Source organism: Pseudomonas sp. TWR1-1-3 (assembly GCF_049896805.1).
Lineage (GTDB): Bacteria > Pseudomonadota > Gammaproteobacteria > Pseudomonadales > Pseudomonadaceae > Aquipseudomonas > Aquipseudomonas bubulae.
On sequence record NZ_JAFCUZ010000005.1, the window covers coordinates 99,736 to 113,546 of the forward strand.

The 13,811-nt window shown below is 62.0% G+C and carries 10 protein-coding genes; all 10 read left to right on the forward strand.

Features of this window, described 5'->3' with window-relative positions; translation table 11 throughout:
- The first annotated feature begins 13 nt into the window (after positions 1 to 13).
- The 10 genes from ACP7BE_RS18915 (at position 14) to urtD (ending at position 13,789) form a co-directional block, all read left to right on the forward strand.
- Entirely contained in the window at positions 14 to 2,071 is a 2,058-nt protein-coding gene (locus tag ACP7BE_RS18915) for a TonB-dependent copper receptor (RefSeq protein ID WP_095001013.1), read from the forward strand.
- 158 nt (positions 2,072 to 2,229) lie between these two features.
- Entirely contained in the window at positions 2,230 to 3,606 is a 1,377-nt protein-coding gene (locus ACP7BE_RS18920) for a PepSY-associated TM helix domain-containing protein (protein WP_095025269.1), read from the forward strand.
- 165 nt (positions 3,607 to 3,771) lie between these two features.
- The gene (locus ACP7BE_RS18925) at positions 3,772 to 5,898 is read left to right on the forward strand and encodes a TonB-dependent receptor (RefSeq protein ID WP_426106871.1); all 2,127 of its coding nucleotides are present in this window, start codon (positions 3,772 to 3,774) and stop codon (positions 5,896 to 5,898) included.
- An 83-nt stretch (positions 5,899 to 5,981) separates the two neighbouring features.
- Positions 5,982 to 6,770 carry an ABC transporter ATP-binding protein gene (locus ACP7BE_RS18930; RefSeq protein WP_095001010.1) on the forward strand — a complete coding sequence of 263 codons (789 nt, stop codon included), beginning with the start codon at positions 5,982 to 5,984 and terminating at the stop codon, positions 6,768 to 6,770.
- Positions 6,767 to 7,717: an ABC transporter substrate-binding protein gene (locus ACP7BE_RS18935; RefSeq protein ID WP_095001009.1), complete on the forward strand. Its 951-nt coding sequence runs from the start codon at positions 6,767 to 6,769 to the stop codon at positions 7,715 to 7,717. Before ACP7BE_RS18930 ends, ACP7BE_RS18935 begins: the two co-directional genes overlap by 4 nt.
- Positions 7,714 to 8,724 (forward strand): FecCD family ABC transporter permease, encoded by a 1,011-nt coding sequence (locus tag ACP7BE_RS18940; RefSeq protein WP_095001008.1) that lies wholly within the window; start codon positions 7,714 to 7,716, stop codon positions 8,722 to 8,724. Before ACP7BE_RS18935 ends, ACP7BE_RS18940 begins: the two co-directional genes overlap by 4 nt.
- A 223-nt stretch (positions 8,725 to 8,947) precedes the next feature.
- Positions 8,948 to 10,213, forward strand: coding sequence for an urea ABC transporter substrate-binding protein (gene urtA / locus ACP7BE_RS18945; RefSeq protein WP_095017659.1), 1,266 nt, complete (start codon positions 8,948 to 8,950; stop codon positions 10,211 to 10,213).
- A 149-nt stretch (positions 10,214 to 10,362) separates the two neighbouring features.
- A complete protein-coding gene (gene urtB / locus ACP7BE_RS18950) occupies positions 10,363 to 11,865 on the forward strand; it encodes an urea ABC transporter permease subunit UrtB (protein ID WP_095017660.1) in 1,503 nt (500 codons plus the stop codon).
- Complete coding sequence (gene urtC, locus ACP7BE_RS18955; RefSeq protein ID WP_095020797.1) at positions 11,865 to 12,944, forward strand: urea ABC transporter permease subunit UrtC; 1,080 nt, start codon at positions 11,865 to 11,867, stop codon at positions 12,942 to 12,944. Before urtB ends, urtC begins: the two co-directional genes overlap by 1 nt.
- Positions 12,941 to 13,789 carry an urea ABC transporter ATP-binding protein UrtD gene (gene urtD, locus ACP7BE_RS18960; RefSeq protein ID WP_095001004.1) on the forward strand — a complete coding sequence of 283 codons (849 nt, stop codon included), beginning with the start codon at positions 12,941 to 12,943 and terminating at the stop codon, positions 13,787 to 13,789. The genes urtC and urtD overlap by 4 nt, the downstream gene beginning before the upstream one ends.
- Positions 13,790 to 13,811 lie beyond the last annotated feature (22 nt).

The window sequence follows — 13,811 nt, forward strand, 5'->3', positions numbered from 1 at the left end:
TATTGGAATGTCTATGTCCCGCTTTACTGCTGCCTCCCGTTTGCCCTTTACCCTTAGCACCCTGTGCTGTGCGATTCTGGCAACCACCGCTGTGGCCGACGAACATGCCGGGCACAGCAATGAGCTGAGCCCGCTGGTGATCACCGCCATCGCCCCCAGCTCACCGCTGACCATCGTCACCAACCCCAAGGACCCGCGCCAGCCCGTGCCTGCCAGTGACGGCGGCGACTACCTCAAGACCATCCCCGGCTTCGCCCTGATCCGCAACGGCGGCACCAACGGCGACCCGGTGCTGCGCGGCATGTTCGGCTCGCGCCTGAATATCCTTACCAACGGCGGCATGATGCTCGGCGCCTGTCCCGGGCGCATGGACGCACCCACCTCCTACATCTCGCCGGAAACCTACGACCAGCTCACGGTGATCAAAGGCCCGCAAACCGTGCTCTGGGGCCCGGGCGCCTCGGCGGGCACCATCCTCTTCGAACGCGAGCCCGAGCACTTCGGCGAACTGGGCACACGGGTCAATGCCAGCCTGCTGGCGGGTTCCAACGGGCGCTTCGACAAAACCATCGATGCCGCCGCCGGTGGCCCGCTGGGCTATGTGCGGGTCATCGGCAACACCGCCCATGCCGATGACTACAAGGACGGCAACGGCGACACCGTGCCGTCGCGTTACGACAAATGGAACGGCGACATTGCCCTGGGCTGGACCCCGGACGCCGACACCCTGCTGGAACTCACCGCCGGCAAGGGCGACGGTGAAGCGCGCTCGGCCGGACGCGGCATGGACGGCAGCCAGTACAAGCGCGAAAGCCTGGGACTGCGCTTTGAAAAGTCCAATATCGGCGACGTTCTCGACAAGATCGAAGCCCAGGTCTACTACAACTACGCCGACCATGTGATGGACAACTACACACTGCGTACCCCCTCGGGCACCGGCATGATGGCAGGGCCGATGGCGTCCAACGTCGACCGCCGTACCCTCGGTGCGCGGATCAAGGCCACCTGGCGTTGGGCCGATTACCAGCTAATCAGCGGCATCGATGCGCAGACCAACGAACACCGCAAACGCATGGGCATGGGCATCGATACCTACAAGGACCAGAACTGGAGCAAGGACGCCGATTTCCACAACTACGGCGCCTTTGGCGAGTTGACCTGGTACGCCGCCGAGCGTGACCGGCTGATTACCGGTGCTCGTCTTGACCGCGCATCCGCCAAGGATTACCGCGCCCGACTCGGCTCGGGGATGATGAGCAAGCCCAACCCGACCCTGGACAAGACCCGCGCCGACACCCTGCCCAGCGGTTTTGTGCGTTACGAGCATGACCTGAGCGACAGCCCGACCACCCTGTACGCCGGGCTGGGCCACACTCAGCGCTTCCCCGATTACTGGGAGCTGTTTTCGCCGAGCTCCGGCCCGACCGGTTCGGTGAATGCATTCGACGCCATCAAGCCCGAGAAAACCACGCAGCTCGATGCGGGCCTGCAATACAAGACCGACACCCTGGAGGCCTGGGCCTCGGTGTACGCCGGCGAGATTCGCGACTACATCCTGTTCGACTACACCAAGGGCTCATCCCAAGCGCAAAACATCAACGCCCGGGTCATGGGCGGCGAGCTGGGCGCGGCGTATCAGTTGACGTCAAACTGGAAAGCCGACGCCACCCTGGCCTACGCCTGGGGCAAGAACACCAGCGATGGCAAGGCTCTGCCGCAAATGCCGCCGCTGGACACCCGCCTGGGCCTGACCTACAGCGAGGACGACTGGAGTGCCGGCGCCCTGTGGCGCGTCGTGGCGCGCCAGGACCGCATAGACCGCAACGCGGGCAATGTGGTCGGCAAGGATTTCGGCAAAAGTGCCGGCTTTGGCGTGTTCTCGTTGAACGGTGCATACCGCATCAACAAAAACCTCAAGGTCAGCGCCGGGGTCGACAACCTGCTGGACAAAAACTACAGCGAGCACCTGAACATGGCGGGCAACGCCGGTTACGGCTACCCGGCCAATGACCCGCGCGCCATCAATGAACCGGGCCGCACGCTGTGGACCAAGGTGGATGTGAGTTTCTGACAAACCGCCAGCCCTCACCCCAACCCTCTCCGGAGGGAGAGGGAGCTGATTTGCGCCGTGCTTGAACCCGCAGCGGTCAGTCCCCTCTCCCTCTGGGAGAGGGCTAGGGTGAGGGTCTTTGCTGACGACAACAATTTCAACCTTGCGGAGCCGCTCACATGAGCCGACCAACACCGTCTTTCTACAACCTGGCCTGGCGCTGGCATTTCTACGCCGGGTTGTTTGTCGCCCCGTTTATGATCCTGCTTGCCCTGACCGGGATCATTTACCTGTTCAAACCCCAGCTTGATCCACTGCTGTACGACCATCTGCTCAACGTCACCCCGGCCCATCACAGCCTCAGCGCCGATGAGCAACTCAGCCGTGTGCAGGCCACTTATCCACAGGGCCATATCAGCCAGTACCTGCCGCCGATCAATCCGCAACGCAGCGGCCAGTTCGTGGTTCACAACGACGGGCACGAGCTCAATGTGTTTATCAACCCCTACACCGGCCAGGTGCTGGGCGAGCAGGATGCCAAGCTCAACCTGCAAGCCGTGGCGCGCGCCCTGCACGGCGAATTGATGATCGGCACCCTCGGCGACCGGCTGGTGGAACTGGCCGCTGGCTGGGGCGTGGTGCTGGTGGTGTCCGGCCTGTTCCTGTGGTGGCCGCGGGGGCAATCGGCTGCCGGAATTCTATGGCCGCGCCTGAGCAGGCGCGGGCGCGTGCTATGGCGCGACCTTCACGTTGTCACAGGGTTCTGGGGGGCCGCCTTGCTGCTGTTCATGTTGATCAGCGGCATGACCTGGACCGGCTTCTGGGGCAAGCAATATGCCGACCTGTGGAACCGTTTCCCGGTAGCCATGTGGAACGACGTGCCGAAGTCTGATATCGAGGCCCGCAGCCTCAATACCGCCAATCGCCAGACCGTGCCCTGGGCAATGGAAAACACACCGATGCCGGTCTCCGGCGCCCACGCCGAACATATGGCCCACGCCGCGCACACCTCAGGCCCCGCCGCCCCCGGCATCACCCTGCAAGCGGTGGTCGACACCGCCACGGCCCGCCAGGTCGAGGCCGGCTACAGCATCACCCTGCCGACCACCGCCACCGGCGTATTCACCATTGCCGTATTCGCCGACGACCCGCGTAACGACGCCACCCTGCATGTCGATCAATACACCGGCACGGTACTGGCCGACGTGCGTTGGCAGCATTACAGCAATGTCGCCCGCGCCACCGAAATGGGCGTGATGCTGCACGAAGGCAAGCTGTTCGGCCCGCTCAACCAGATCGTGATGCTGCTGGTGTGCCTGATGATCCTGCTCAGTTCCGTAAGCGGCCTGGTGATCTGGTGGAAGCGCCGCCCGCAAGGCGGTTTGGGGGTTCCGCCGCTGCGTCACGACCTGCCGACCTGGAAGGCCGGCGTTGCCATCATGCTCGCTCTGGCTATCGCATTCCCGCTGGTGGGCGCCTCGTTGATCGCAGTGTGGGGGCTCGACCGGTTATGGCTGATGGTGCGCAAACTACGGCCGGATGAGCGCCTTTCATAACCAGCATGAACCATCCGAGAGGCGCATTGCAGAGCCACCCCTATAATGGCACGCCAATATCATGCGCGAAATAAGTGTTACTGTATAACAAAACCATTTAAGCTCCATCACCCGCCGCCAGGAGGCAGCGGGGACACCCTCTGAAATAAGCGACTCACTGCCCTGATGAACAAGTACTTTTTGTCCAGTCTCTGCCTGCTGGCGCTGAACAGCGCCCAGGCCGATGACGCCGCCCCCTCTCTGATGCTGCCTGCCGCGAGCGTTACCGCGCCTGAAGTCGAGATTGAAAGCATCGACCTCAAGACCGCCACCAGCGCCGGTTCACGCCTGAACCTTACCGGCCTCGAAACGCCTGCCAGCGTTGAAAGCCTGACCGGCGCGCAAATCCGCGCCCGTGGCGACCGCAGCGTGCAGGACGCCGTGACCCGCACCACCGGCATCAGCAACACCGGCACACCGGGCAACGGCGGCTCCGCCTATTCGGCCCGGGGCTTTGTCGGCGAAGGCTCGGTGATGCAGCTCTATGACGGCGTACGCATGTACAGCGGCGCGGGCACCGTGACCTTCCCGGTGGACGACTGGTCGGTGGAACGCATCGACGTGCTGCGCGGCCCGGCCTCGGTGCTGTATGGCGAAGGCGCTACCGGCGCAGTGATTAACGTAATCCCGAAAAAACCCTTCTCCGGTGCCATAGAAAACCATGTCCGTGTGGGCTACGGCTCGTACGATACCCGCCAGCAGGCACTCGACAGCGGCGGCTCGCTGACCGATACCCTGAGCTATCGGTTGAATATCAACCACGTCCAGAGCAATGGCTGGATCGACCACGGCGACTCCGAAAACACCTTTGTCAGCGCCGCTCTGCGCTGGCAGGCCAGCGATGACCTGGCGTTTACCCTGAGCCACGACTATGGCGATCAGGAGCCGCAAAACGATTTCGGCGTACCGCTGATCAATGGCCGGTATCACCAGAGCCTGCGGGACAAGAACTACAACGTGCGCGATGCAAAACTGCATTACAACGACCAGTGGACGCGCCTCAATACTGAATGGCAGATCAACGACGCCCTCAGTGCCAACAACGAGCTGTATTACCTCAAGGCCCAACGCCGCTGGCAGAACGCCGAAAACCACGCCTGGAATGAAAGTCAGCAGACCTTGCTGCGCAGGGGCTACTTCAGCATCAAGCACGAGCAGGAACAAGTCGGCGACCGCCAGACCTTCACCCTCAACCACGACCTGTTCGGCCTTGAAAGCAGAACCCTGGTGGGCGCGGATTACAACCGCATCCACTTCAACCTGCACAGCAACTCGCCGTATAAAGACGTGAATGAAAACGGTCAGCCGATTGACCTGTACCACCCGGATCGTGGCGAATTTGAAAGTGACTCGCCGTACCGCGATCAATACACCACCACCACGCAACAGGTTTCGCTGTTTGCCGAAAACCGCACCGAGTTGACCGATCAACTGTCCCTGGTCACCGGCGTGCGCCGCGATATCGTGCATCTGGACCGCGATGACTTCGCGGTCAATGGCGACGCCACTCGAACTGACCGCAGCCTGTCGGCCAACAGCTGGAAAGTCGGGTTGGTATACGAACTGACACCGGACATGTCGATCTATGCCCAGCAAGCCACCAGCGTTGATGGCGTGGGCGGCTTGATCAGCCTGAGCGAGAAGCAGCAAAACTTCGAACTGGCCCATGCGCGCCAGACCGAAATCGGCTTCAAGCAGATGTTCTGGAATCAGCGCGGCGAATGGACCCTGGCGGCCTATCACATCGTCAAAAAAGACCTGCTGACCTCCGACCCGAATATCCCGGGCAATACGCTGCAAGTGGGCGAGCAGTCCTCCAGCGGCCTGGAAGCCAGCCTTGACCTGCAACTGCCGCAGCGCTGGGCGTTGCAAGCCAACGCCTCGGTGGTGCGCGCGCAGTACGACAAGTTCGACGATGAAGGCGTATCGCGCAAAGGCAACCGCCCCACCGACGTACCCCGTCGCACCGCCAATCTGTGGTTGAGCAAGGCCATCAACGATGATGTAAGTGCCGGTGCCGGCGTGCGCTATGTCGACTCGCGTTATGCCGACATGGCCAACAACGTCGAGCTGCCGAGCTACACCGTGGTAGACGCCAGCGTGAGCTGGAAAGCGATGCCCAAAACCACCCTGGGTTTGCGTTTGAACAATTTGTTCGACCGCCAGTACGCCGTAACCCAATACAATGGCGGCCAGCAATGGATCATGGGCGAACCGCGTTCGTTTTTCGTGACGGCTGATTACACCTTTTAACCGCTGGCCCTCACCCCAACCCTCTCCCGGAGGGAGAGGGCTAGGGTGAGGGGCTTTTGACTTTAAAGAACAACCGGACTTTTATGACCCGCCTCACCCTCACCCAGCTCGCCTGGAGCCCTCTGGGCCACGGCCATTGCCATCACCAGTTCCAGCTGCGTGATGCCAACCTGCATGTCGCGGCGGGTGAGTTTGTGGGGCTGATCGGGCCCAACGGCAGCGGCAAGACCAGCCTGTTGCGCTGCGCCTACCGTTTCAGCAAGCCGCAATCGGGCACTGTCCAGCTCGACCGCCACAATCTCTGGCAGCAATCACCCCGCTGGTGCGCGCAACGCATCGCCGTGGTGTTGCAAGAATTCCCCGACACTTTCGGCCTGACCGTCGATGAAGTGGTCGCCATGGGCCGTACCCCGCACAAAGGCCTGTTCGATGGCGACACCCAAGCTGATCGCCAACTGGCCACAAACGCCCTCGCATCCGTCGGCCTGCAGGGTTTTGAAGACCACGCTTTCGCTACCCTCTCGGGCGGCGAAAAACAACGGGTGATCCTGGCCCGTGCCCTGACCCAGCAACCCGAACTGCTGATCCTCGACGAGCCCACCAATCACCTCGACCCGCGCTATCAGCTGGAGTTGCTGCAACTGGTCAAGCGCCTGAACATCGGCACCCTGGCCAGCATCCACGACCTCAATCTGGCCGCTGCCTTTTGTGACCGGCTGTACGTCATTGACCACGGCAAGATCATCGCCAGCGGCACGCCCCGTGAAGTCTTGACTGTGGAGCTGTTGCGCGACGTGTTTGGCGTGGCGGCCCTGATCGACGACCATCCGCTGTCCGGCTACCCGCGCATAACCTGGATAACCCACGCATGAACCTGATTCGTTTCGCCCTCTGCCTGGGCGCAGTGCTCGCCTCGCCCCTGGCCTTTGCCGAGGCCACGCAGTACCCGCTGACTATCAAGAGTTGCAATCGCGACGTGACCTTCGACCAGGCCCCCAAACACGCGGTCAGCCATGACATCAACATGACCCAGATGATGCTCGCCCTCGGTCTCAAGCCACACATGGCCGGCTACAGCGGGATCAGCGGGTGGAAGGCCGTGACCCCGCAGATGAAAGTGATCCTCGATGGTCTGCCGGAACTGGCGAGCAAATACCCGTCAGTGGAAACCCTGCTCAATGCCAACGTCGATTTCTTCTTCGCCGGCTGGGACTACGGCATGCGCGTGGGCGGCGACCTCACGCCGCAAACCCTGACCCCGCTGGGCATCAATGTGTATGAGCTGACCGAGTCCTGCGCATTTGTGATGAAGCGCCCGCCCGCCAGCATGGAAGACACCTATAACGACCTGCGCAACCTGGGCAGGATCTTCGACGTGCAGGATCGCGCCAGTGCGTTGATCGCCCAGATGCAGGCAAAAATTGCAGACGTCCAAAACACCCTGCCCACCTCGAAGCCCCGGGTTTTCCTGTATGACAGCGGTGAAGACCGGGCCATGACTTCGGGCAAACTGGGTATCCCCCACGCATTGATCGAAGCCGCCGGTGGCAACGATATCCTCAGCGATATCGACGCCAGCTGGACCCGTATCAATTGGGAAACCGTGGTCGAGCGCAACCCCGAAGTCATCGTGATCGTTGATTACAGCGAGGTCACCGCCGAGCAGAAACAACGCTTCCTGGAAACCAACCCGGCGCTGCAATCGGTAGACGCGATCCGTAACAAGCGCTTTATCGTTATCCCTTATGTGCAGGCCACGCCGGGCATCGACAACGTGCTCGCCATCGAAACCCTGGCTAAAGGCTTTCACCCGCAATGATGGCCAGCCGCTACGCCCTGTTGCTGACTGGTCTTGGCGCATTGCTGCTGGTGTCGTGTGTGGTTTCGCTGGGTTTTGGCCCGGCGCGGGTGCCAGTGGACGTGGTGTGGCAGATTCTGCTGCACAAGCTGTTTGGCATCGGCGACGTTAACTGGAGCGCGGGCCAGGAACATATCGTGTGGCTGATCCGCGTGCCGCGCATGTTGCTGGGGGCGCTGGTGGGCGCAGGGCTGGCACTGATCGGCGCGGTGTTGCAGGCCGTGACCCGCAACCCCCTGGCCGACCCGCACCTGCTGGGTGTGACCAGCGGCGCCACGCTGGGTGCGGTGATTGTGGTGCTGCATGTGGGCGAAATCGTCGGGCTGCTGACCCTGCCCATTGCCGCATTTATCGGGGCGCTGTTGAGCATGGCTCTGGTACTGGCCATCGCCAGCCGACACGGCCGGCTCGACAGCGACCGTTTGCTGTTGTGCGGCGTGGCCGTATCCTTTGTGATGATGGCCGTGGCCAATACCCTGCTGTTTCTGGGCGACCACCGGGCCAGTTCCGCGGTGCTGTTCTGGATGCTCGGCGGGCTGGGACTGGCGCGCTGGGAGCTGCTGGCCATCCCCAGCGCTAGCGTGCTGCTGGGGCTGGTGTTGCTGCTGGGTATGGCACGCCCGCTGAATGCCCTGATGGCCGGCGAACAAACCGCCGTGACCCTGGGCTTGAATGCGCGCAATGTGCGCCTGCGGGTATTTTTGATCGCCTCGCTGATGACCGGCGTGCTGGTGGCCATCAGTGGCTCCATTGGTTTTGTCGGGCTGATGATTCCGCATATCGCCCGCCGCCTGGTGGGCGCGGAGCATCGACGTCTGCTGCCGGTATCCGCCTTGCTGGGCAGTGTGTTCCTGGTCTGGGTCGACGTGGCGGCACGCACCCTGATCGCCCCCGAAGACCTGCCCATAGGCGTGGCCACGGCGGCGATTGGCGGGCTGTTTTTTATCGGGTTGATGCGCAAACGCTAACACCGCCTGACAGGGCGGTAGTGAGTCAAACCCGCAAAGCACCAAGGTGAAGCATAACCCCGCACCACGCCTTCCCGGCGGCACCAAACGGGTGCGTCGTCGCGCCCACTCTTCGCGCAAAATACTGTTCCAGAGCCCTTTTCAGGTATAGGCACAGCCTTTGCTAAAGACCTCTCCAGTCATTGAATTCATCACTAAAAATCAGAGACCTGGAGATCGCACCATGAAGCGTCGTAGCTTGATCAAGGCTTTCACCCTGAGCGCCTCCATCGCAGCCATGGGCATGACCTGGACGGTGCAAGCCGCCGAGACCATCAAAGTAGGGATTTTGCATTCGTTGTCCGGAACCATGGCGATCTCCGAAACCTCGCTCAAAGACATGGCGCTGATGACCATTGACGAGATCAACGCCAAGGGCGGTGTCAACGGCAAGATGCTCGAACCCGTAGTGGTCGACCCGGCCTCCAACTGGCCACTGTTTGCCGAAAAGGGCCGTCAGTTGCTGACTCAGGACAAGGTTGCGGTGGTGTTCGGCTGCTGGACATCGGTGTCGCGCAAATCGGTACTGCCGGTGTTTGAAGAACTCAACGGCCTGCTGTTCTACCCGGTGCAATACGAAGGCGAAGAGATGTCGCCCAACGTCTTCTACACCGGCGCGGCGCCGAACCAGCAAGCGATTCCAGCGGTGGAATACCTGATGAGCGAAGACGGCGGCAGCGCCAAACGTTTTGTGCTGCTGGGCACCGACTACGTGTACCCGCGCACCACCAACAAGATCCTGCGCGCATTCCTGCATTCCAAAGGCGTGGCCGACAAGGACATCGAAGAGGTCTACACCCCGTTTGGCCACAGCGACTACCAGACCATCGTGGCCAATATCAAAAAGTTCTCGGCGGGCGGCAAGACAGCGGTGATCTCCACGGTCAACGGTGACTCCAACGTGCCCTTCTATAAAGAGCTGGCCAACCAGGGCCTGAAAGCGACCGACGTGCCGGTGATCGCGTTCTCGGTGGGTGAAGAGGAGCTGCGCGGCATCGACACCAAACCGCTGGTGGGTAACCTGGCGGCGTGGAACTACTTCCAGTCGGTAGAGAACCCGGTCAACGCCAAATTCGTGGCTGACTGGAAAGCCTACGCCAAAAAACACAACCTGCCGGGCGCCGACAAGGCCGTGACCAACGACCCGATGGAAGCCACCTACGTGGGCATTCACATGTGGGCCCAGGCGGCCGAAAAAGCCAAGTCCACCGATGTCGACAAGGTGCGCGAAGCCCTGGCGGGCCAGACCTTTGCCGCGCCTTCGGGCTACACCCTGACCATGGACAAGACCAACCATCACCTGCACAAGCCGGTAATGATCGGCGAGATCCAGCCGGACGGGCAGTTCAGCGTGGTATGGCAGACCGAAGGGCCGATCCGCGCCCAGCCGTGGAGCCCTTACATCCCGGGCAATGACAAGAAGCCGGATTACGCGGTGAAGAGTAACTGAGGCCAGCCTCATCGTTGTGCTTTTGTGGGAGCGGGCTTGCTCGCGATGCAGTCAACACGGTTTGACTGAAAGACCGCGTTGCCTGCATCGCGAGCAAGCCCGCTCCCACAGGTGTGTTGAATTGCTTCTATCTGTGCAAGGCCATAACTATGCCCACTGCCCTTTACCGCGTTATCGTCGCGCTACTGCTGTTGCTGCCCCTGGCCGCCCACGCCGACGACGCCAGCGACTTCGCCGCCGCCACTAACTCACAGCAAGCCACGCTACTCGAAAGCTGGGCGGCACAACCGGCACCCGCCCGTGTAGAGCTGATCAATAGCCTGCAACAAGGCCAGATCAGCGTAGACGGCCAGGTTAAAACCCTGCGCCTGAACAACCGCTTGCGCGGCTTGATCGATACCGCACTGGCCAGCCATCAACTGCTGGCAGCCGACCCCAAGCTGCGCTTGAGCGCAGCGCAACAATTGCAGAAATCCGCCAAACCGGCGCAACTCAATTTCCTCGACCAACAACTGGCCGCTGAAAAGGACAGCGATGTGCACAGCGCATTAAGCCTGGCGCTGGCCAATCTGCAATTGGTCGACCCCAACCCTGCCGTGCGTCTGGCCGCCGTGCGCCTGCTGGGCGAAACTGGCGAACCGCTGGCCCGGACCCGCCTCGAAAACCTGCTGCAACCAGGGGTAGAAACCGATGCCAGCGTGCACACCGCCGCCGAAACCAGCCTGGTGCAAATCAAACGCAAGCTGCTGATCGGCGACCTGCTGGGGCAGGCGTTCAGCGGTTTGTCCCTCGGATCGATCCTGCTGCTGGCTGCACTCGGCCTGGCCATCACCTTTGGCCTGCTGGGGGTGATCAATATGGCCCACGGCGAAATGCTGATGCTCGGCGCCTATTCCACCTACTGCGTGCAGTTGCTGTTCCAGCGCTTTGCTCCCGGCGCCATCGAGTTCTACCCGCTGCTGGCCCTGCCCGTGGCGTTCTTCGTTACCGCAGCCGTGGGCATGCTGCTGGAGCGCACCATCATCCGTCACCTCTACGGCCGCCCGCTGGAGACATTGCTTGCCACCTGGGGCATCAGCCTGATTTTGATCCAGCTGGTACGTGTGCTGTTCGGCGCGCAAAACGTCGAAGTGGCCAACCCGGCCTGGCTGTCGGGCGGGCTGCAAGTGCTGCCCAACCTGGTGTTGCCGTATAACCGTCTGGTGATCATCGTCTTCGCCCTGGCCGTGGTGGTACTGACCTGGCTGCTGCTGAACAAGACCCGTTTGGGCCTCAACGTGCGCGCCGTTACCCAGAACCGCAACATGGCTGCCTGCTGCGGTGTACCCACCGGGCGCGTGGACATGCTCGCCTTCGGCCTGGGCTCGGGGATTGCCGGACTTGGCGGCGTGGCCTTGAGCCAGGTCGGCAACGTGGGCCCGGATCTGGGACAGGGCTACATCATCGACTCGTTTCTGGTGGTGGTGCTGGGCGGCGTCGGCCAATTGGCCGGTACTGTGTATGCGGCCTTTGGCCTGGGTATCGCCAACAAGATCCTCGAACCGCAGATCGGTGCCGTGCTGGGCAAAATCCTGATCCTGGGACTGATCATTCTGTTTATCCAGAAGCGTCCGCAGGGGCTCTTCGCGCTTAAAGGACGGGTGATCGACTGATGAATCAGCCTCTGATGGTCACTGCTGCACAAAAGGCCGGACCTGCGGTCACTACACTGGTGGGCGTTCTGGTCCTGCTGGTATTGCTGGCCCTGCCGCTGCTCTCGCTGTTGCCCGCCGACAGCCCGTTGCAGGTCTCGGCCTACACGCTGACGCTGGTGGGCAAGATTCTCTGCTACGCCATTGTCGCCCTGGCCCTGGATCTGGTCTGGGGCTACGCCGGGCTGCTGTCGCTCGGCCATGGCCTGTTCTTCGCCCTGGGCGGTTACGCAATGGGTATGTACCTGATGCGCCAGGCCTCGGGCGACGAGCTGCCGGCCTTTATGACCTTTTTGTCGTGGACCGAGCTGCCATGGTACTGGGTCGGTACCGAGCATTTCTGGTGGGCAATGTGTCTGGTGGTATTGGCCCCCGGCCTGCTGGCCCTGGTGTTCGGCTTTTTCGCCTTTCGCTCGCGGATCAAGGGCGTGTACTTCTCGATCATGACCCAGGCCCTGACCTTCGCCGGAATGCTGCTGTTTTTCCGCAACGAAACCGGCTTTGGCGGCAACAACGGCTTCACCAATTTTCGCAGTATTCTGGGCTTTGGCATCACCGAGCCGGGCACACGCGCGGCGCTGTTTTTGGCCACCGTGCTGCTGCTGGTGACCAGCCTGTTCCTTGGCTGGCGACTGGCGCGCAGCAAGTTCGGCCGGGTATTGACCGCACTGCGCGACGCGGAAAACCGCCTGATGTTCTGCGGCTACGACCCGCGCGGTTTCAAGCTGTTCGTCTGGGTACTGAGCGCCGTGCTGTGCGGCCTGGCCGGGGCCTTGTATGTGCCCCAGGTGGGCATTATCAACCCGGGTGAAATGTCGCCGACCAACTCCATCGAAGCCGCCGTATGGGTCGCCCTCGGCGGGCGCGGCACCCTGATCGGCCCGCTGCTGGGGGCAGGCGTGGTCAATGGCATGAAAAGCTGGTTTACCGTGGCCTTCCCCGAATACTGGCTGTTCTTTCTCGGGGCGCTGTTTATCGTCGTGACCCTGTACCTGCCAAAAGGCGTGATCGGCCTGCTGAAGAAGAGGGGCGAACAATGAGAATCACACCGACCGCCGAATTCATGCTCGAACCGGTGCTGGACGCTGGCAGCAGTCGCGACGCCATCGGCCTGGGACAAGCCGCCGGGCCGGGCCTGAACACCCGCCACGGCACCCTCCTGACCCTGGAAGACATCAGCGTCAGCTTCGATGGCTTCAAGGCCCTGAACAACCTCAACCTGTATATCGGCGTCGGTGAACTGCGCTGCATCATCGGCCCCAATGGTGCGGGCAAGACCACCATGATGGATGTGATCACCGGCAAGACCCGGCCCAGCGAAGGCCAGGCCTGGTTTGGCGAAACCCTCGACCTGCGCCAGATGAGCGAAGTACAGATCGCCCAGGCCGGGATTGGCCGAAAGTTCCAGAAGCCCACGGTATTCGAGGCCCTGAGCGTGTTCGAGAACCTGGAGCTGGCGCAGAAGACCGACAAGTCGGTGTGGGCCAGCCTGCGCGCGAAACTGACAGGAGAGCAAAAGGACCGTATCGGCGAAGTGCTGCATACCATCCGCCTGACCGGCTCGGCCCTGCGGCCTGCGGGGCTGTTGTCCCACGGGCAGAAACAGTTTCTGGAAATCGGCATGTTGTTGATGCAGGACCCGCAACTGCTGTTGCTCGACGAGCCGGTGGCGGGCATGACCGATGCCGAAACCGAATTCACCGCCGAGCTGTTCAAGAGCCTGGCGGGCAAACATTCGCTGATGGTGGTGGAGCATGACATGGGCTTTGTCGGCTCGATTGCCGACCACGTCACCGTGCTGCACCAGGGCAGCGTATTGGCCGAAGGCTCGCTGGAGCAGGTGCAGGCGGATGAACGGGTGATCGAAGTCTACCTGGGTCGCTGAAAACTGCCCGCTCCCACAGGGG